Source organism: Pseudoalteromonas luteoviolacea CPMOR-1 (assembly GCF_001625685.1).
GTDB lineage: Bacteria > Pseudomonadota > Gammaproteobacteria > Enterobacterales > Alteromonadaceae > Pseudoalteromonas > Pseudoalteromonas luteoviolacea_K.
Window position 1 is genome coordinate 65,303 of sequence record NZ_AUYC01000028.1, and the last position, 18,305, is coordinate 83,607.

An 18,305-nucleotide genomic window follows, 5' to 3' on the forward strand; every position below is an offset into this window, starting at 1 on the left:
TTTTAAAGGCATTTAACTTATGCACATTCAGTTCCGCTCGCCACTGCATCATGCTTTAGCCTACATCGGCTTAGCGCTGGGTTATTTTGGCTTTGGAAAACTCTTCACACTCATCGCATTTCAAGACCAAGTTTTGCCCATTTGGCTGCCAGCAGGCATCGCCTTGGTTGGCTGCTTTTTATGGGGTTGGCGTTTTGCACCAGCCATATTTATTGCCTCAGTCTTGTTCAATTGGACCACCTATTTTGGACTGCAAACACACATTGCACATTACAGCGACGTTATTCAAGTGACTGTGGTTGCATTAGGCGCGGTTATACAGGGCTTGCTCGGCGGATATTTAATGCGGTTATGGCTTGGCGACCCACTATTAATGCGTTCAAGAAAGAACATTGCTTACTATGTCTTTTTGGTTGGTATATTTGCCAATGTCACTTCAGCCAATATCGGCATGCTCGCGTTAAGTCTGTTTAATCCACAATATGCCTTTTCACAGCATTGGCAAAATGTCATTGCTTGGTGGTTAGGTGACAGCTTGGGCATATTAATTTTCACGCCTTTGCTACTAATGCTTCTGAACATGACTGTGTTTACTCCGCGTGGCTACCAACATAAACGGATTTTATTAGCGACTTGTTCCATTCTGTTTATTTCAGTGACAGCAACCACTTACCTATATAACCAAGGGAATTTACAAGCTGCACAAAGAGAAGCGCAGCGCGAGGTCAATATCATCGAAAATGTGGTATTACGACATGTCAATCTCAGCATGCTTGCGGTACAAGGTGTTGCGGCTAAGTTACAGTCACAGCCACAGTTTGATCACAACAAATTTATGAAAATTGCGCAGCAACAAAGGTCACGTTACCCATTTTTGTTTGCCGTTTCTTGGGGTCAACGTATACCACAATCAGACGCAGCGGCCTTGCAAACGGAGCTCGATACACTCTATCGCAAAGAAGTCTTATTGCATGGCCCGTCGCTCAATGACACCGATCCCATGGTGGTGGTGAAGTATGTGTCGCCCCAAGCTGAAAACTTTGCCTCTTTGGGTTTTAATATTTACTCCAGAGCAAATCGCAAGGCCGCTTTGGAAGACCCTGAAATTATTTTGCAGCCAAGAGCAACTAATATCGTCAAGTTAGTGCAGACCCAACCTGCAAAACCAGCTTATGTGCTATTTTCGCCTGTATTTCGCCAGAACGACACGCAACAACACACGCTCAACGCCGATATCATAGGATATGCCATTGGCGTGGTACAAACCGACGTCTTACTGACCTCTGTACTCAAAATGACACAGGCCGGCAATTACGATCTCGCCTTTTACGATGGCAACAGCGAAACACCTTTTTTTAGCAACTATGATACTGCGCAAAAACCGTATCATGCAGATACCCACTACAGCACACAAATTCGCTTTGCAGGTCAATCCTGGCGGCTAACTTTAGCTATCAAAGACAGTTATATTAGTCACTTGAACCACCAGCAAACGATTTGGCTGTTGACGTTACAGCTGTGTATTTGTGCCCTGATCACCTTTATTGTATTGCTCTACAATTATCAGAATATCGCCCTTAACCACTTGGTTGCTGAACGCACAGAATCACTCAATGTTGCCTTACAAGACGCACAACAAGCTAACCAAGCCAAAAGCCGCTTTCTTGCCAATATGAGTCATGAAATCCGTACGCCACTCAATGCGGTGATCGGCTTCGCTTCTTTGACGCAAACTTCACACTCTCTAGACGTTGTAAAAAAATATATTGAGCACATCAATATGTCAGCCAAAACCTTACTGGGTTTGGTCAATGACATTCTCGATATCACCAAAATCGAGTCCAATAAACTGCATATCGAACAGCACAATTTTGACTTACAAAAGCTGCTTGAGCACATGGACAACCTATTTTCTAGCAGTGCCAAAGAAAAGGGGTTAAGTTGGCGGATTTACAGTAATGTCGATCATGCTGTCTGGCTCAAAGGTGATGAACTAAGAATAGAGCAAGTCCTGATCAATTTATGCAGTAATGCCATTAAATTTACTGAAAGTGGTCAAGTCAGTTTGCACTGTGAAGTAACGGAAAGTGAGTCTGATTATCGCGTACAATTTAGCGTTTCAGACACAGGGATAGGCATTGATGCAGCCCACCTTAACCATATCTTTTCACCATTTGTACAGGCTGATAATTCCACCTCACGGCGTTTTGGTGGCACAGGATTGGGCTTAGCAATCAGTAAAGAGTTATCAGACAGAATGGGCGGGAGTTTGCAGGTAGATAGCCAAGTGGATATCGGTAGTCACTTCCACTTCTCAATTCGCTGCCCATTTGGTGAAGCCATCAGTCCAGCGATGCCTAAATTCGATGACACGCACATTGCCAAGCTCCGCATTTTGGTGGCCGAAGACAACCCAGTGAATCAAATCGTGATCAAGTCTATGCTAGACTCTTTTGGCGTAAACTACGAATTGGTTGCCAACGGTCAGCAAGCTATTGCCGCCGCACAACAAGGCAAGTTTGACTTGATTTTAATGGACTGCCAAATGCCAATATTAGATGGCTATCAGGCCACGTCAACACTGCGTCAGCAATACGATCAAAAAGCATTGCCCATTGTGGCGCTCACCGCAGATGTCATGCCTGAGGACAAAGCTTATGCGTTGGCCATTGGATTTAACAGCCATCTTGCAAAACCCCTTGATCGCGATAAGCTAGGAGCATGTCTGGCTCATTACGCTCAAATATGCTCAAAAAATTCATCGGCTTAATCTCAACACTGTGGGTAGTCAGTGCCTCTGCACACGACTGCACAACACTGCCCACAGATCATCAACAATACTTAGAAGGCATAAAAACTGGCGAATACCGCAATGCGAACAACATAGGTCCCGCCACCATTACGCTAACAAAAAATATGGCTTACGCTGAGTATATCGATGCCACCAGAGCCCTGATATTAAAGCGCAACAAACGCGCAACGCTGCCCTGTCCACTGCCGACTGCTGTGCCTGTACAAGCGAAGCAAACTCAAGTCATTGATCATATAGTCCCTTATCAGCTTTTACATCACAACCAAGACAAAGGCATTTTACTGATCCATGGTTTGACCGATTCTCCTTATATTTTTAATGCCATTGCACAAGATTTATATCGCCAGGGCTTCAATGTGAGAACCTTACTGTTACCAGGCCATGGTACCGCAGCAGATGATTTACGACGTGTATCCAATCGCGATTGGCAGCGTCATGTCAGTTACGCAATTGAGCGTACCAGCAAAGATTTCAAGCTCTTTGCCGTCATGGGCTTCTCGACCGGTGCGGCATTAGCAACCCTTGAGATAGAAAAACGCAGACCGCCTAACCTCAAAGCCTTGGCATTGATTGCTCCAGCCACAGAGTCACATAACAAAAACAGCTGGATGGCACAATGGGTTGATTGGCTACCGCTGATGAATTGGCTGGATGAAGATGCCGATCTCGATTTTGCTAAATATGAGTCTTTCCCCCTTGCCGCAGCAGCCTTAGTACATAATGTTATGGTTGATATGATGCAGAGTAACGTGCCAACAGATCTGCCCATCTTAACCATAATGAGCGATGTTGATACCACCATAGATAGCCAAGCCACACTGAACTTGCTAACTCGGTGGGCCAAAACACACCGCGCCCCCTTGGCATTACGGCTCTATGCCAATAATCCCATAGAGCTTGACCAACGTATTGCACTCACACGCATTGATAAACTGGACAAGGTCATTGATATGTCGCACGTTGGTTTGCTGATACCACAACATCACCCCTACTATGGCGAGCAGGGCGCGTATCGCCACTGCGGCAGCTATTTTACAGATGCAACCGCCTACCAAGCCTGTAAATCTGCACAGCAAATTACCTTTGGCGAACACCACAGCACTAATAAAGCAACACACACGCCACTTGCCAGAGTCACTTTTAACCCTGACTACACCGGTTTAGTCAAACAACTCCGTGAGTTCTTAAATCATCATGTCCATTAAGCCGTATCGTCATCAATTTGTGACCAGTATCAGTGCCGTAGAGCAATCGCATTGGCAGCGTTTAGCAGGTGATAGTTTATTTACCAGCTATGCGTGGTTATCAGCCCTTGAACTCAGTGGCAGTGTAGGCCACCAAACAGGCTGGCAACCTTATCACTTGGTGATATACCAGCAAGACACCGCGCACCCAGTCGCCATTTTGCCTGGATATATTAAAAGCCACTCATACGGGGAATATGTATTTGATTGGGCATGGGCAGAAGCCTATGAGCGACACAACCTAGATTACTACCCCAAGTGGTTATCTGGTGTGCCGTTTACGCCGGTAGTCGGCGCGCGACTTTTATGTGAAGCACCCACAGAGACACTGTACTCATTCATTCAATCTGTTCTCGATGACGAAGCGGCGCAACAAGCTTGGTCTGGCTGGCATGTCAATTTCCCGCGCCAAGAGGAAGCTTGGTCCAGTACGCAGTTACTTGAACGCCATGGTGTGCAATTCCATTGGCATAATCAAGGTTATGCGGATTTTGATGCCTTTTTAGCGACGATGAAAGCACGTAAGCGCAAAATGATAAATAAAGAACGCGACAAGGTTAAAAGTTCAGAGCTGTCCATTGTCTGGCTGGAAGCAACGCACATTGATAAAAATATCATAGATCTTTTTTATCAATGTTACTGTCAGACCTATCGAAAACGTTCCGGACACAATGGCTACTTAACTCGCGCATTTTTTGAGCTGCTATTTAATGCCATCCCAGAGCAAGTAAAGCTCTGCTGTGCCTATCGAAAACACGACCAATCTAATGCACAGGAATTGATTGCTGCCAGCTTATATCTACAAGATAAAGACACGTTGTATGGCAGGTATTGGGGAGCACTTGAGCATAGTGAGCACTTACACTTTGAACTCTGTTACTATCAAGGGATCGACTATGCCATTACGCATAAATTGGCGCGTTTTGACGCTGGCGCACAAGGGGAGCACAAGCTACTAAGAGGATTTGAGCCGGTGTTTACGCGCTCGTTTCACACCATCTGCCACCCTTTATTCAGCCAGGCGATTGACGACTTTATCAATACCGAGCGAGGCCAAATTGCTCACTATGCACGCCAGTGCACAACATTACTGCCGTTTAAAACACAGTAGTCGGTTATTGGCTGGCATGGCATGATCAGCCACTAACTTAAGGCCTGCTGTTGTCGCGAGGGTCATGATCCATTCAATGTCACGGATCCCACTGTCAGGGTCACGAGACTTTAAAAAAGCATCAAACTGAGCATTACTTTGCGACGTAAATGCACCTTGATAATTAAAAGGGCCATAAATTATCACTTTCCCATCCGTATCGAGGTGACGCTCAACACCTGTAAAAAAGCGCTCGACCAGCGCTTTAGAAACGATGTGCAAAGTATTGGCCGTATAAATCACGGGCACTTGTGCCACAGGCCATTGCTGATTTAAATCCAACGCTAATGGAAGGCGCAAATTATCCAGCGCCGCCTCTTCACACCAACTGATGATCCCGTCGTGATTGCAAGGCAAGTCAGCGGTTTGCCAGATCACATGGGGGAGTGCTTTGGCAAAGTGCACCGCATGCTGACCAGTCCCAGAGCCCACTTCTAACACACTCTGTGCCTTACCGATGAAGGGTGCTAAATGGGCTAAAATTGGCCCCTTATTATTTTCACATGCTTGAGAGTATGGCTTTGTCATTTTGCACCTAAATAGACCACTTACGCGCCGAGTTGGCGCAATGTGATTCCCATTTTGCAACGAGTTATTCGCAATGTCTATTTACTGTACTGATAAATATAGATAAAAAAATTTTGGTATATGGTATGCAAAAAACATAGGTATTGACTATAAGTACCTAGTGTACCCGTTCAAAAACCCTGTATGGAGATGCCAAAAATGAAGTACTCAAAAGTGACACATATGCCCAATCAAAGTTTAGGCCATATCCCAGAGGAACAAGCCGCTGAGTCTAAGCAAACCTATCAACAAGAAGTCGCTGATCTGCTCAGCAGTAAAGAGCAGGAAAAAGATCAAACCACAGAGCAGTTTATCTTGGGTTATAACTGACAATAACACCATCACTGACAATCCGCATAAGGGTTGCTAATCTCCTATTTTAGTGTAATGATAATAATTATCGTTACACTAAAATATAATACGTCATGGTTACACCACAAGTTCTATGTCAGTTTCAACCCCGCTTAGATACACAATGTCAACGCCCCTATTTAGATGCCCCAGTGCATGTGGCCAACTTTATCGAAGATGGATTCAAGCTGGCTAAGTGGTATGAAAAAAAGCCCTGCGTGTTATTACAAGAACTTTATTTACGACGTGTCTTTTTTGAATTGCTTAACCACATCGCCGATCCGCTTGTACATCAGAGCTTTCGGCAGCAATGCTTTGAGCAGCTTCATAAACCGCTTCTAGCACTCAAACGCTTTTATAAAAAACAGCACCGTTCTATGGCGCCATTTTACCGCCTAGAACGCGAAGCTAGGATCATCAGTCACGAATTTAATCCTTTTAACTAGGAGTCAGTATGACCACTTACCGCACCGCATCTGATAGCATGGGCACTTTAGAAGTACCAGAAACCGCACTGTACCAAGCACAAACACAGCGCGCAGTGAATAACTTCCCAGTCAGCGACTTAACCATGCCAACCAGCTTTGTACGCGCACTGGCTTATATCAAGCAGGCCGCAGCAGAAGCGAATGCGCAACTAGGTCACCTAGATCAAAACAAAGCAAAGGCCATTGCGACAGCCTGTCAGCAGATTATTGATGGTGATCACCTAGACCAATTCCCAGTAGATGTGTTTCAAACTGGTTCTGGTACCAGTTCAAATATGAACGCCAATGAAGTGATTGCAACCCTAGCCAGCCAACAAAGTGGTTTGAATATTCACCCCAATGACGATGTCAACATGGGACAGAGCTCGAATGACGTGATCCCAACGGCAATCCATGTCAGCAGTGCAACGTCAGCAGTCTATGAACTACTACCTGCGCTTAAGCATTTATCACAAACCATTGAAAGAAAAAGCAAAGAAGTGGGTCACCATGTAAAAACAGGGCGTACACACTTAATGGATGCGATGCCTGTGACGTTTGCCCAGACACTCAGCAGTTGGCAGCAGCAAATTGACTCGGCATACGAAGGCATTTTGTCATCTCTAGAAAAAGTCTATCAGTTAGGTCAAGGTGGCACAGCTGTGGGCACTGGCGTAAACGCAGACAAGCAATTTGCAGCAACATTTAACACCCATTTAAGTAGCAATGTCGGCATTCGCTTCAACCCAAGTCCAAACTTTTTCTACAACATTGGCTCACAAGATGCCATTGTTGCGCTTTCTGGCCAATTAAAAACCTTGGCCGTCGCGAATATGAAAATTGCCAATGACCTGCGCTGGATGAACTCAGGCCCCCTAGCTGGCTTAGCGGAGATTGAACTGCAAGCACTACAACCAGGCTCGTCAATCATGCCGGGTAAAGTAAACCCTGTGATCCCAGAAGCAGCTGCTATGGTCAGTGCACAAGTGATCGGTAATGACGCCACAATCACAGTCGGTGGTCAGTCAGGTAACTTTGAACTCAACGTGATGCTACCTGTCATTGCCTATAACATTTTGCAGAGCATTGAGTTGTTGGCAAACATCTCTCGTTTAATCGCAGATAAAGCCATCGCAACGTTCAAAGTCAATGAAGAAAACATCCAACGTGCGCTATCACGTAACCCAATTTTAGTGACTGCACTGAACCCGGTGATTGGCTATGAAAAAGCAGCAGCGATTGCGAAATTAGCCTATAAAGAAGGTCGCCCAATTATTGAAGTGGCAGCAGAAAATACAGAGCTCAGTGAAGATGAGCTCAAAACACTGCTTGACCCACAAAAACTTACTGAGGGTGGTCTATAAGCAAAAAGCGCTCTAATCTTATACAGGGTTTGTGCAACACTCGCCTGAGGCTATTCAGCCATGATACAGGCGAGCTGTGGCCCACTAAAGTAGGTCAGTTATCACACAATTAGTTGCTCAACCCCTAGCGTACCGTGCTTGTATCTCTGCGCAAAGCACGGCACACTGTTAAAAAAAAACAGGATAGATTATGAACGCACTTAAGCTAACACTTGCTAGCCTATTGGTTATTTCAGGATGTTCAAGTACAGAGGCCGGCTCTGACACAACGCAGTCACAACAAACCCAGCTACCAGTTGCTGAGCAACCGGCTAAGCAAAATAAAAAACAACTGGCACCGGCGAAGCTACAAACTAAATCAGCAATACGCCATGATACCGGTCATGGCAAGCCCGCACCGGCTAAAATGATTACTAAAGCGGAACCCATCGCCCATTATAACGAGGATGAAATTTCTCAAGCGGGGATCCAAAATCAACACAAATATTTAAACTTCATCACCAGAGACAAAAGCTGTGACAGTAACAGCCAATGTTTGGCGATCCCTGTTGGCAGCCGTGCATGTGGTGGACCTTCAAGCTACCTAGTGTTTTCCACTAAAACCGCAGATCAAAACACAGTGTATGAACTGGCTAAAAAGCTGACCGATAGCGAAGCGCAATATAATGCCAAACACGGGATGATCAGCATTTGTGAGCATTTACGTCAGCCAACAACTCAATGTGTTGAAAATACTTGTGTTACACTAGGTGGTACTAATAAATCACCAACTAGGGACTATCGATGAAGTGTAAACTCGGCATTGCTTTTGGTCTATCACTGACGTTTTTGACTGGCTGTGAAACCACAGACTCAGGATCACAGTCTACCACGACCCGCTCCGGCGATTCGCTTGAGCAGATAATTGCTGATAAAGGGTGTGATGCCAGCTTTCAATGTAAAGTCATTGCAGTTGGTGAGCGATTGACATGTGGCGGACCGAGCCGCTATCTAGTGTATTCGTCGCGGAATGTGAATGAAGAAGATGTTGAGCGTGCAGCCAAGGCCGTCACTTTAACAGAGCAGTCTGAAAACCAAAACAAAATTGCCAGCGAGATCTGCGAGCCCGTATTACCGGTTCAAGCCTTGTGTATTAGCAATAAATGCCAATCCATCGTATTAAAATAACCTGACAGGCAGTGTCGTTTTTCACTGCCTACCCCGCTAAAAAATGGTTCAGTAACAACAAAGGGACGACCAGTAAAACGCACAATCCCGCCGATCCCAGATAAGATAATACCAAGCGCTTTTTGATCCAATAGCAATACATAAAGCGCAACAAATAAGTGGATGCCACGCCAAATAACGCAAACATCAACAATAACGATAGTAGATAAAAAGACACTGACAACTCATACGCTTAGATACATAATTTTATCATAGCGGTACATTGTTAAATCTGCACCTAATTTTAATTGCTGCAACAAACAGTGCCCAATAATGGCTACCAAAGATTGCTCACGACCACTTTACCCATGGCCTGACCGCTGGCCAAACGCGCATGCGCTTCGCCCACTTGCGCAAAACTCAAGTCTGATGCATCCAAAACAGGGCTCAGTTTACCTGCGTCGACAATCTCTGCCATACTGGCCAGAATATGGTGATGCTCAGCGCGTTTCACATTGTGGAGCATTGGAATAAGCATAAAGACCACATGCAAAGACAGCCCTTTAAAATGCGCCACGGATAAATCAATCTCAGCCAATGATACCGTTGTTGCAATCTGACCGTTAAGCGCAGCCGCTTCAAATGAATTCAACAAGTTTGCTCCACCGACCGAGTCATATACTAGATCAAAGCCTGCTCCTTGTGTGTGCGTAGCCACATAATCTGATACCGATTCTGTTTGATAGTGAATTGGCGTTGCGCCCATGCGTGTTATCAAGTCAAGCTGATCCGGTTTGGAACCTGTTGCATACACCTCGGCACCAAAATGGGCCGCTAATTGCACCGCAACATGCCCGACGCCGCCAGCGCCACCATGCACAAGTACACGCTGACCTTGTGCCACCCCCGCACGTACCAACCCTTCATATGCAGTGATCCCAACCAATGGCAGGGCTGCGGCCTCACGCATACTTAATGACGTCGGCTTATGTGCAATTAAATTGGCATCGGCAATCATATACTCAGCCAATGCGCCAGGTAACTCTGCTAATCCACCTGCACAACCATAAACCTCATCACCGACACGATAACCGTCCACTCCCTCGCCAACTGACTCAATCACACCGGCAAAGTCCATACCTAAAATCGCAGGCAAAGCAGGCGATAACGGTAGAGCCGGTCCCATTTCACGGATCATCATATCTACCGTATTAATGCTGCTCGCCATCACCTTAACGCGAACCTGCCCAGCGCTGACTTCTGGTTTTGCTACTTCTGTTTGTGTAAATACGTCTGTACCGCCAAATTCATTGATGACCATTGCTTTCATGATTAAACCCTCGTTCAGTGAATACAAACAGTCTACTTTTTAACTATACTTTTGATAATATCGATATAAATACAATCAGTTTTTAGATTTGATTGATAATGAACATTGCACATTTAAAATTATTCACTCGCATCGCCGCCACGCATAACATTAGCCTTGCGGGTAAAGAACTCGGGCTCTCTGCAGCCGTTGCCAGCGCCCATATTAATAAGTTAGAAGAAGCGCTGGAAACACAACTGCTCTATCGCACCACCCGTAAAGTGGCATTAACGGAAGAGGGATTGGCTTTTTTACCGCATGCAGAATCCGTTCTCGAAAGTGTTGAAGTCGCCAAAGCCGCCATTGGCGCAGGCAGTCATACACCTCAAGGGACATTGCGGATCACAGCACCGGCCTCATTCGGACGGATGCACATCGTGCCGGCATTGGCAGATTTTACACAGCGCTATCCAGAACTGAAGATAGACCTCCGCTTAAGTGACAGTATCGTTGATATGGTAGAAGGTGGCTTTGATGTGGCTATCCGTAATGCCGCGCTGAGTGATTCTTCACTGATCGCCAGTAAGCTTGCCAGCGATACGCGTATTTTATGCGCATCGCCTGAGTATATCGCCCAGCATGGTGCGCCCGAGTCCATAGAGCAGCTTAACACCCACCCGCTGATTAACTTAACTGGCATCGATCACTGGGTATTTGAAGGTGACTCGCAGCACATTAAGCTCAAACCCATCAGTGGCTTGCATATCGATAATGGGGAAGCCATTCGTGATGCCTGCATACGCGGTATGGGGATCACACTGTGCTCAATGTGGTGTGCCTATCAAGCGCTACAAGAAGGCAAGCTGGTTCAAGTGTTAAAGGATTCTCCCCTCGTAAACGACACGGCACTGTGGGCGGTCTACCCAAGCTCTCGCATGTTAGCGCCCAAAGTGCGGGTGTTTATTGATTACCTCAAAGCGTATATCGGAGAGGTCCCTTATTGGGATTAAATTGAATTCGCGTGTTGATTTAACTGCGCCAAGGTCTCCATTAATCTCGTCTGTAACGCCTGCTCCTCAGCACTTTGATGGGGCGGGCTAAATTGACCAATGTCATTGTCAAAATACAACCCGCCTGCATCAGCAAAGCGCTCGCCCAAGGCCGCTTCAACTAAAATATCCGCCCCCAATTGCACGCTACTGCCTTGCATGCCATAGGCTTCCTGCACCATTTTACTGCCTAAAAAAGATTTGGGGTTGACCGCAATCACACATGGGCCACTTGCTTTTAATTGTGCCCCCAAACTCATTGACCACACAGTCAACGCCAATTTACTTTTTGCATACACCGTCCCCGATGACAGGTTGCTAGGTACTAATAGTTCGCTGACCTCAAATGGCGACTGGGCTGCAGATGATAAATTAATAACGCGCCCCTGCTTTGGCACAATAGACAGCAGTGCTTGCGTCAAAATATAAGGCGCAATAGTGTTAACCATGAAGCGCATGTCATACCCATCACTGCTGAGCGTTTGTGTGGTTTTGAACACACCCGCATTATTGATTAACACATCTAACTGCGCATGATCTGCCCTAACCGCCTTAGCCAAAGCACAGACCTCGGCCAACACAGATAGGTCCGCACAATAACCGGTAACACGATCACTGCCAAAGCGTGTGGATAGTTCATCACGCAATGCATCTAACTTTGCTTGATTACGGCCATGTAATAACACACGATGCCCTTGCATCAACAAAGTCATTGCACAGGCTTTGCCAATGCCATCTGTCGATCCAGTAATTAAAATGGTTTTGCTCATTGCGCTCCCCTTTGCCCATTAACCGTGTCAATAATGTCTGCGGATCACTTTAATACACCTAACTCATATTGATAATAGTGTATGTTTTTAAATCAGTTTCAAAAATAAATTGATAATAAGTATCAAAACACGCTCAGAATCACTTTTTAAACGGGACCTCGTTATTTGTCGAGCGATGACGCAGCTCTAAGCTCTGCGCTTGCTTCATCCGTTTGATGTGGCGGTTTACTTAACCACTCAACCACGGCTAGGTTAATACACATGGCAATCAATCTGTCGTAGTCACGGTAAATCGTCAGTAGAGGTGCAAATGTGTCTTGCCAATGGCCCAACACCAAATGCACTATCGCACCAATAAATAGCGGCGTAATGGCAGCTAAGCTTATCGCCACTGCACGCATCATCCACTTTTTATGGCCTGTCACTTGGCCGCGCACTATCTGCCAAACAGCCACAGAGAATGCCCCCACAATGGCGATACTCATCACGACCAACGAAATAAAGCGCCCATCAAGCTCATCTGGAGACAACACAAGGTGTAACCAAACTCCCGATAGCGCCAACACGCAGCCAGAAAGTACCGCAATGCGTCCAGCCAGCCTGTGCCAACGCGGGTAACGCACACGCAAACGAGGAGAAAACTGCCAAGGCATAGTTAAAAAGAAGATTACCCCCGCTAAAGCATGGGTTAATATCGCAGCAGGCGCTGCTATGTACTGAGGGTTTATGACATCAGTCATGCCAAAAACACCAGTTTGACCCAACAGCACTAACGCAATAATGATGATGGCCGGTAAACCGGGGATCGCCATAATAACAAGCAGGCCACTGACCACCGGCCAGTTAAACGCAATGGGTTGATTGTGTCTATTCATTTTACTCACTTAACTCATCTGGTGAAGGATGCGATGATTATGTAAGATGATTAAAAAAAGGTCGTCCTCGCTGATTGGGAAGGACAAAAACACCGGGACTGCCCGGCTTGATTAATACGTAAAAAACCATTTAATATGTTGTTTTATATGCTTATTTTTATTTTAATAAAAAACATGTTGTCAGACGGATGATCGTTGAGCAACCCGCCCTATTTGCCCTTAATGTAGCCACGCTCTGTGTCATCATTTTCAGTGCACATCAGCTGATTTTGCGGATGCACTCGCAACATGTGTACCGTCCTTTGGCTGTCTGTTTGCTCTCCATTGGACTCATTGCTATGTTACCCATCAGCAAAGTATTACTCCCAATCGAGTGGCAAATTATCAACCTATTAGTGTCATTGCCTGCCTTATTATTGATTGCACCCAGCCTATGGCTATACACCAAAGCACTCACCAGCAATACACCTTGGCAGCTTTCACGTCATGATATAAAGCATCTGATCCCAGTATGCATTGGCTGCACCATTACACTTATTGCATTGTGTTTACCCGCACCCTATCAGCATGCAATTTTGGTCAACGACAATCTCGCGTTGATTGAGCAAGCCCCAAGCCTACTGCAAATTTTAATCTATGGCTTATTAATCATCACATTTATCAGTGTGCTCGGCTGGGTGCTGCAATCTGCTTGGTACTTTTACAAAATCATTAAACAGCTGCGTGATTATCATGCCAAACTCAAAGATGTCTTTGCATCAACCGAGCAAAAAGAGCTGCACTGGTTAGTTTGGTTATTAAGCTCAGTTGGCGGGGTATGGCTGTTTATCGCCACGAACTTAGTATTTGACAACCTGCTGAGCCCAATTCCACTCAGCCCGCATTTACATGCCACTTTAGTCTTGTTGCTCGTATATAGCTTATCGCTGTGGGGCTTAAGACAAAAACCAGGCTTTGTGGAATGTTACGATCTTGATAAAGCGCCTGAGCCTAATAAGCCACCGATCACTGACCCTCCTGCAAGCCGTGATGAAAAGTATCAGCGCTCCGCTTTGGACGCCCAGCAAGCGCAAAGAATTGCCACAAAATTACAGCGTGCCATGCAAGGTGATAAGCTCTACTTAGACCCTGCTTTGTCACTGCCAAAGCTCGCAGCGCACATTTGTGCACCGAGTCATTATATCTCTCAAACCTTAAACGAAACGCTGGATATCCGCTTTTTCGATTTTGTGAATCAGCACCGTGTCGATGCGGCAAAACACACGCTCGTACAAAGTGATAAGACCATATTAGATGTCGCCATGTTGGTTGGCTTTAATTCTAAATCTGCATTTTATGCCGCCTTTAAAAAACACACCGGTATGACTCCCAGTGCCTATCGGCAACAAGACAGCACGGATTAGGGCTACTTCCAGCCCATCTTCCATATTTTAGAGTCTTTAAGTGTACGCCAATTAATGGCAATTTCACGTTTAGTCATCAGCGCTTCAATCACGCACTCGATCACTTTGCCATCTTCATCAAACTCAACTGACGTGACCATAAAATGCTTTTCTTTGTGTGCTGGGCTAACTGACGTCCACTTACTGTGGAGCAACTTTTTAGAAGTGAGTGTATGCTGCATAAAAACGGTTTTAGATTGATTTAACGCTTGATACGTCCAATTTATCATCTCAGATCAAAACCGCAACAGGCATACCATTCACCCATGGTATGCCCATGTGAGATTAACGCACTGACTGACTCACCGTGTATTCAGCGATCAATTTATCCATCATTTGTGCGGCTCTGGCAATGTCTGTGGCGGCAATATTGATTTGCTCGGCGCCACTGACATTTTCCGTGGCTTTTTGGAATATGCCATTAATATTTTTGCTCACTTCATCAATGGCGTTGCTTTGCTGCTGAGTGTTACTCGATACAGACTCGGTCACCAATTCAACTTGTTGAGCTTGTTCAACTATTTGCTCAAGGGCACGCTTAATTTCTTCCGCACGCTGCGCCGCTTCCAGCGCATTCTCTTTACCTTGTGTGATCACATCAGACGCCTCTGAGGAGCTGGTTTGTAATTCACTCACCAAAGCTGAGATTTCTTCTGTCGATTTTTGGGTGCGGCTGGCCAAGCTACGTACCTCATCAGCCACCACGGCAAAACCACGCCCTTGCTCACCGGCACGAGCCGCTTCAATGGCGGCATTCAATGCCAATAGATTGGTCTGCTCTGCAATGCTTTTTATCATTTCAACCATGGAAGAAATGCTGCCTACACGCTCATTCAGTGCATCCACCGATTGTGCAGAGCGTGCCATATCATCTGAGGCTTGCTGGATCACTTGCACTGCATCAGCCACCACTTGCTGACCTTGTAATGATTCTTGGGTCACGGTTTTTGCAGCCGCCGCATTTTCGTTCATCGAATTGGCGATCACTTGAATGTTGGCGCTCATCTGCTCAGAAGCAGACGCAATCGTTTGAATACCAGATTGCTGGCTGACTAAATTTTCTTGGCTTTGCTGTATCGCCGTTGCCGTTTCTTGAGAGGCATTCGCAATGCTGGAGGATACCCTGGCAAACTCAATCAAATCGTCTTCAAACTGGCGGGTTAATTTATTGATATTATTTGCAGACTTTCCCAACTCGTCTTTAGAAATCACGCCAATCTCATGCCCTAGGTTTTTGTTTAGCATGGCAATGTCTATGCCTTCAGCAATTTTTGCTGACTGTCGGCGGCGCAGCCGGATCGCAAAAAACAATGCCGCGGTGATAGCCAAGCCGACGACTAAAATAATCAACTCAATGACCAACACCCACACCGCATGCTGCTGAATTTTAATGGCCGTTTCATCCACCAAGTTCAGTGCTTTTTCTTCTGCTTTTTTCAGGGCGTTAATACGATCTGTGGCCGCTTTGAACCAACTCTCCGCATCCAGGCCAAAATTGTCATTTTTACTTTCAACGCCACTGCGATAACGGGCCACTTCACGAAAGGCATTGCCACTGAGTGCCTGCTCTAAGATGCGTTTCATTGCGAGAGGAGATGCTTCAAGGGCTTCTTCTAAATACACATCTTGTTTTGTCATCAGCGCAACATGCTTGGTTTTGAGTGCTGGCGTAAAACTATCTCGACTCAATACATTAGATAAAACGGCGCGTTCAATGCCCGCAGACTCTTTGGCACTAGAAAAATTGTAGATGGCCACCAATTCAGTGGCGATGGTGTGATCGTTACTCAGCCGCGATGCGGTGATTACAATATGCAGCGCTTTGAGGTTGATATCCGTGTAAAACTTCAATGCTTCAGACAGCGGGATAGACAAGGCATCTACACGATTTCGAATTTGCGACAAGTTACCAAACATGCGTTCAAACTCGGCCAACTCTTTGGCCATTTCTGGGATCAGATCCCACTTTAGTTTTTCCTGTTTCAGTGTGGAAAGTAATCTGTCTGTTTGTGTGCGCTGCTGACGCAAGTTATCTTTAAATTTAGTGCCTTTAGAGCCAATGAACCCCGCCGAGGCCCCCCGCTCTTTTTGCGTCTCGTGGATAACACTTAATACCATATGGCTCAAAAACGCGTTGTACTCTGCATCATAGGCGTCGTTCATCCGTTTAGCCGACATGGATACATCGTAAAAAATCACTGCGCTTAAGAGTAAACATGGTAGTAATACAACGGTTGTCATATGGCTAGAAACCAATCGAGCAATTGCTTGTAACATCACTGCACCACTATTTTTCTTAAACATTTTTTTTACGAATTAAACTATAGTACAGCTCACCAGATTGCAAAATTATTTATCTTTCATTATTAACTAAATGAAAATAAATGAATTAATCAAAAGACACTAAGAATACCGATAAAAGGTAAAAAAGTGCAAATATAGCAATAATTTGAATAAGATAACTTTAAACTTAACTGCACTGACGCGTCACCAAGAAAATCGCAGCAAAAGAGCGTGACCGTGCTCTTTTGCCACAGCTAAAACGGCTTGTGAAACGACTAACGCCCGTCTAATATTTTTGCTTTGATCCATGCACCGGCTTCTTTAAGTTCAGAGTCAGCAAAGTTTTGCGACGCACAGCTTCCTACCTTAAACGCCGCACCACTGAGTGGGTCGTCTGAGTAATTCCAGTTGGTCCAACTGATTTTTTTTCTTGCCATTAAATCAATGTATTTCTGCGAACTCACAAAGTCATTTGCACCGCCACCTGTGTAATGCTGTGTACCAAACTCACTGACAAACACAGGGAAAATATCCGACGCTCTATCGAGCATATTGCGGTGATAATCCGTGTGTGCGGCAGCATAAAAGTGGAAGGTATACATGATGTTATCAAACGGCACTGGGTCATCGATTACATCCTGTAAATCGCCATCCGACATGGAGGCACCAAACGTTGACCAACCATGTGTACCAACCATGATCAAAGCATTAGGCTGGATATTTCGGATCACCGGAATAACTTGCTCGGCGTAGTGACGCACCGCAGACCAAGGCACGCCATTAGGTTCGTTGGCAATATCATAGATAAGGTTATTGCGGTGCTTATGTTTGGTGACAATTTCAGTAAAAAACGTTTTGGCAGCCTCAACATTATAATTGGGATCACCTGGGTCAAGCTGGTGCCAGTCCACCAAGACATAAAGCCCACGCGCACTCGCCATTTCAATGAGCGTATGCATTTGATTGGTAAAACCAATCGGGTCCGTCTCATAGCCGCCTTCTTGAACATATAGACTCAATCGCAGTACATCAGCCTGCCAATCATAACTCAGTACATCTAAGCTTTTATCAGTCAAACATTTGCCCAAGCCATGCCACTGCAATCCGTGACTGCTCATGCCACGTAATTGTATACGCTGGTTTGCTTCACTACACAAACCCGTGCCACACACTTGCAAGCGGCCATACTTTTCAACCGGCGTAATATGGACACCTGTGTCACAGCGACCTAAATATTGCCACGCGGACCCAGTACCGGGCTCCGAGCTTGTCCACCACTTTGCTTGATAAAGCGTATTATTGTGCACCAGTTTATCACCCGCACCAGCATGACTTGGTTGCCCTTGCCAGTTTTTTTGTGGCCAATCTGGATAGGTATTTACGGTGCTGCAATCAGCAGCATAAACCTGACTTGATATCAGTCCGACTGCCAATAAGACAGCACTCAAATCGTGTTTTTTCATCTCTTTCACCTTT

At 45.6% G+C, this 18,305-nt stretch carries 17 protein-coding genes; 10 read left to right on the top strand and 7 right to left on the bottom strand.

All coding sequences use genetic code 11. The features are described from left to right. Nucleotides 1–19: 19 nt before the first annotated feature. From N473_RS11450 to N473_RS11460, 3 genes are read left to right on the top strand one after another with little or no spacing between them, the layout of a single operon-like run. Entirely contained in the window at nucleotides 20–2,770 is a 2,751-nt protein-coding gene (locus N473_RS11450) for an ATP-binding protein (RefSeq protein ID WP_063368023.1), read from the top strand. Further along, nucleotides 2,722–4,017, top strand: a complete 1,296-nt coding sequence (locus N473_RS11455; RefSeq protein WP_063368024.1) for an alpha/beta hydrolase — start codon at nucleotides 2,722–2,724, stop codon at nucleotides 4,015–4,017. The genes N473_RS11450 and N473_RS11455 overlap by 49 nt, the downstream gene beginning before the upstream one ends. Continuing rightward, nucleotides 4,013–5,167 carry a GNAT family N-acetyltransferase gene (locus tag N473_RS11460; RefSeq protein WP_196766405.1) on the top strand — a complete coding sequence of 385 codons (1,155 nt, stop codon included), beginning with the start codon at nucleotides 4,013–4,015 and terminating at the stop codon, nucleotides 5,165–5,167. The genes N473_RS11455 and N473_RS11460 overlap by 5 nt, the downstream gene beginning before the upstream one ends. On the opposite strand, the gene N473_RS11465 is transcribed toward N473_RS11460, so the two are convergent. Further along, on the bottom strand, nucleotides 5,144–5,734 hold the full coding sequence (locus N473_RS11465; RefSeq protein ID WP_063368026.1) for a DUF938 domain-containing protein: 591 nt from the start codon (nucleotides 5,732–5,734) through the stop codon (nucleotides 5,144–5,146). The two genes, N473_RS11460 and N473_RS11465, sit on opposite strands and share 24 nt — an antisense overlap. Nucleotides 5,735–5,932: 198 nt before the next feature. On the opposite strand from N473_RS11465, the gene N473_RS26190 reads away from it, so the two are divergent. The 5 genes from N473_RS26190 (at nucleotide 5,933) to N473_RS11485 (ending at nucleotide 9,122) form a co-directional block, all read left to right on the top strand. Next, nucleotides 5,933–6,103: a hypothetical protein gene (locus tag N473_RS26190; protein WP_155735588.1), complete on the top strand. Its 171-nt coding sequence runs from the start codon at nucleotides 5,933–5,935 to the stop codon at nucleotides 6,101–6,103. 95 nt (nucleotides 6,104–6,198) lie between these two features. Further along, a complete protein-coding gene (locus tag N473_RS11470) occupies nucleotides 6,199–6,570 on the top strand; it encodes a hypothetical protein (RefSeq protein ID WP_046354893.1) in 372 nt (123 codons plus the stop codon). 8 nt (nucleotides 6,571–6,578) lie between these two features. Then, nucleotides 6,579–7,955, top strand: a complete 1,377-nt coding sequence (locus N473_RS11475) for a class II fumarate hydratase (RefSeq protein WP_063368027.1) — start codon at nucleotides 6,579–6,581, stop codon at nucleotides 7,953–7,955. A 190-nt stretch (nucleotides 7,956–8,145) separates the two neighbouring features. Beyond that, nucleotides 8,146–8,742 (top strand): hypothetical protein, encoded by a 597-nt coding sequence (locus N473_RS11480; RefSeq protein ID WP_063368028.1) that lies wholly within the window; start codon nucleotides 8,146–8,148, stop codon nucleotides 8,740–8,742. Continuing rightward, nucleotides 8,739–9,122 (top strand): hypothetical protein, encoded by a 384-nt coding sequence (locus N473_RS11485; protein ID WP_063368029.1) that lies wholly within the window; start codon nucleotides 8,739–8,741, stop codon nucleotides 9,120–9,122. The genes N473_RS11480 and N473_RS11485 overlap by 4 nt, the downstream gene beginning before the upstream one ends. 316 nt (nucleotides 9,123–9,438) lie before the next feature. Here the strand turns inward: N473_RS11485 and N473_RS11490 are convergent, their stop codons facing one another. Next, nucleotides 9,439–10,431 carry a zinc-dependent alcohol dehydrogenase family protein gene (locus N473_RS11490; protein ID WP_063368030.1) on the bottom strand — a complete coding sequence of 331 codons (993 nt, stop codon included), beginning with the start codon at nucleotides 10,429–10,431 and terminating at the stop codon, nucleotides 9,439–9,441. Nucleotides 10,432–10,529: 98 nt separating this feature from the next. Here N473_RS11490 and N473_RS11495 point away from each other — a divergent pair, with 98 nt between their 5' ends. Further along, nucleotides 10,530–11,420: a LysR family transcriptional regulator gene (locus N473_RS11495; protein ID WP_063368031.1), complete on the top strand. Its 891-nt coding sequence runs from the start codon at nucleotides 10,530–10,532 to the stop codon at nucleotides 11,418–11,420. Here the strand turns inward: N473_RS11495 and N473_RS11500 are convergent. Further along, nucleotides 11,417–12,229, bottom strand: a complete 813-nt coding sequence (locus N473_RS11500) for an SDR family NAD(P)-dependent oxidoreductase (RefSeq protein ID WP_063368032.1) — start codon at nucleotides 12,227–12,229, stop codon at nucleotides 11,417–11,419. The genes N473_RS11495 and N473_RS11500 overlap by 4 nt on opposite strands. 161 nt (nucleotides 12,230–12,390) lie before the next feature. After that, the gene (locus N473_RS11505) at nucleotides 12,391–13,104 is read right to left on the bottom strand and encodes a DUF2306 domain-containing protein (protein WP_063368033.1); all 714 of its coding nucleotides are present in this window, start codon (nucleotides 13,102–13,104) and stop codon (nucleotides 12,391–12,393) included. 188 nt (nucleotides 13,105–13,292) lie between these two features. Between N473_RS11505 and N473_RS11510 the strand changes: the two genes are divergently transcribed. Next, complete coding sequence (locus N473_RS11510) at nucleotides 13,293–14,507, top strand: helix-turn-helix domain-containing protein (protein WP_081221104.1); 1,215 nt, start codon at nucleotides 13,293–13,295, stop codon at nucleotides 14,505–14,507. A gap of 2 nt (nucleotides 14,508–14,509) precedes the next feature. On the opposite strand, the gene N473_RS11515 is transcribed toward N473_RS11510, so the two are convergent. The 3 genes from N473_RS11515 to N473_RS11525 all read right to left on the bottom strand — a co-directional run bounded on the left by N473_RS11515 (nucleotide 14,510) and on the right by N473_RS11525 (nucleotide 18,292). Further along, a complete protein-coding gene (locus N473_RS11515) occupies nucleotides 14,510–14,776 on the bottom strand; it encodes a TIGR02450 family Trp-rich protein (protein WP_419555150.1) in 267 nt (88 codons plus the stop codon). A 55-nt stretch (nucleotides 14,777–14,831) separates the two neighbouring features. After that, nucleotides 14,832–16,850 carry a methyl-accepting chemotaxis protein gene (locus N473_RS11520; RefSeq protein WP_231099560.1) on the bottom strand — a complete coding sequence of 673 codons (2,019 nt, stop codon included), beginning with the start codon at nucleotides 16,848–16,850 and terminating at the stop codon, nucleotides 14,832–14,834. A 254-nt stretch (nucleotides 16,851–17,104) separates the two neighbouring features. Further along, the gene (locus tag N473_RS11525) at nucleotides 17,105–18,292 is read right to left on the bottom strand and encodes a cellulase family glycosylhydrolase (protein WP_063368035.1); all 1,188 of its coding nucleotides are present in this window, start codon (nucleotides 18,290–18,292) and stop codon (nucleotides 17,105–17,107) included. Between the last annotated feature and the right edge of the window lie 13 nt (nucleotides 18,293–18,305).

What these genes read in the sequence shown, in the direction of transcription:
- N473_RS11450 (WP_063368023.1), top strand. Translation starts at nt 20, where the DNA reads ATGCACATTCAGTTCCGCTCGCCACTGCATCATGCTTTAGCCTACATC.
- N473_RS11505 (WP_063368033.1), bottom strand. Translation starts at nt 13,104, where the DNA reads ATGAATAGACACAATCAACCCATTGCGTTTAACTGGCCGGTGGTCAGT.
- N473_RS11455 (WP_063368024.1), top strand. Translation starts at nt 2,722, where the DNA reads ATGTCTGGCTCATTACGCTCAAATATGCTCAAAAAATTCATCGGCTTA.
- N473_RS11525 (WP_063368035.1), bottom strand. Translation starts at nt 18,292, where the DNA reads ATGAAAAAACACGATTTGAGTGCTGTCTTATTGGCAGTCGGACTGATA.
- N473_RS26190 (WP_155735588.1), top strand. Translation starts at nt 5,933, where the DNA reads ATGAAGTACTCAAAAGTGACACATATGCCCAATCAAAGTTTAGGCCAT.
- N473_RS11475 (WP_063368027.1), top strand. Translation starts at nt 6,579, where the DNA reads ATGACCACTTACCGCACCGCATCTGATAGCATGGGCACTTTAGAAGTA.
- N473_RS11495 (WP_063368031.1), top strand. Translation starts at nt 10,530, where the DNA reads ATGAACATTGCACATTTAAAATTATTCACTCGCATCGCCGCCACGCAT.
- N473_RS11515 (WP_419555150.1), bottom strand. Translation starts at nt 14,776, where the DNA reads ATGATAAATTGGACGTATCAAGCGTTAAATCAATCTAAAACCGTTTTT.
- N473_RS11500 (WP_063368032.1), bottom strand. Translation starts at nt 12,229, where the DNA reads ATGAGCAAAACCATTTTAATTACTGGATCGACAGATGGCATTGGCAAA.
- N473_RS11520 (WP_231099560.1), bottom strand. Translation starts at nt 16,850, where the DNA reads ATGTTTAAGAAAAATAGTGGTGCAGTGATGTTACAAGCAATTGCTCGA.
- N473_RS11485 (WP_063368029.1), top strand. Translation starts at nt 8,739, where the DNA reads ATGAAGTGTAAACTCGGCATTGCTTTTGGTCTATCACTGACGTTTTTG.
- N473_RS11490 (WP_063368030.1), bottom strand. Translation starts at nt 10,431, where the DNA reads ATGAAAGCAATGGTCATCAATGAATTTGGCGGTACAGACGTATTTACA.
- N473_RS11480 (WP_063368028.1), top strand. Translation starts at nt 8,146, where the DNA reads ATGAACGCACTTAAGCTAACACTTGCTAGCCTATTGGTTATTTCAGGA.
- N473_RS11510 (WP_081221104.1), top strand. Translation starts at nt 13,293, where the DNA reads ATGATCGTTGAGCAACCCGCCCTATTTGCCCTTAATGTAGCCACGCTC.
- N473_RS11470 (WP_046354893.1), top strand. Translation starts at nt 6,199, where the DNA reads ATGGTTACACCACAAGTTCTATGTCAGTTTCAACCCCGCTTAGATACA.
- N473_RS11465 (WP_063368026.1), bottom strand. Translation starts at nt 5,734, where the DNA reads ATGACAAAGCCATACTCTCAAGCATGTGAAAATAATAAGGGGCCAATT.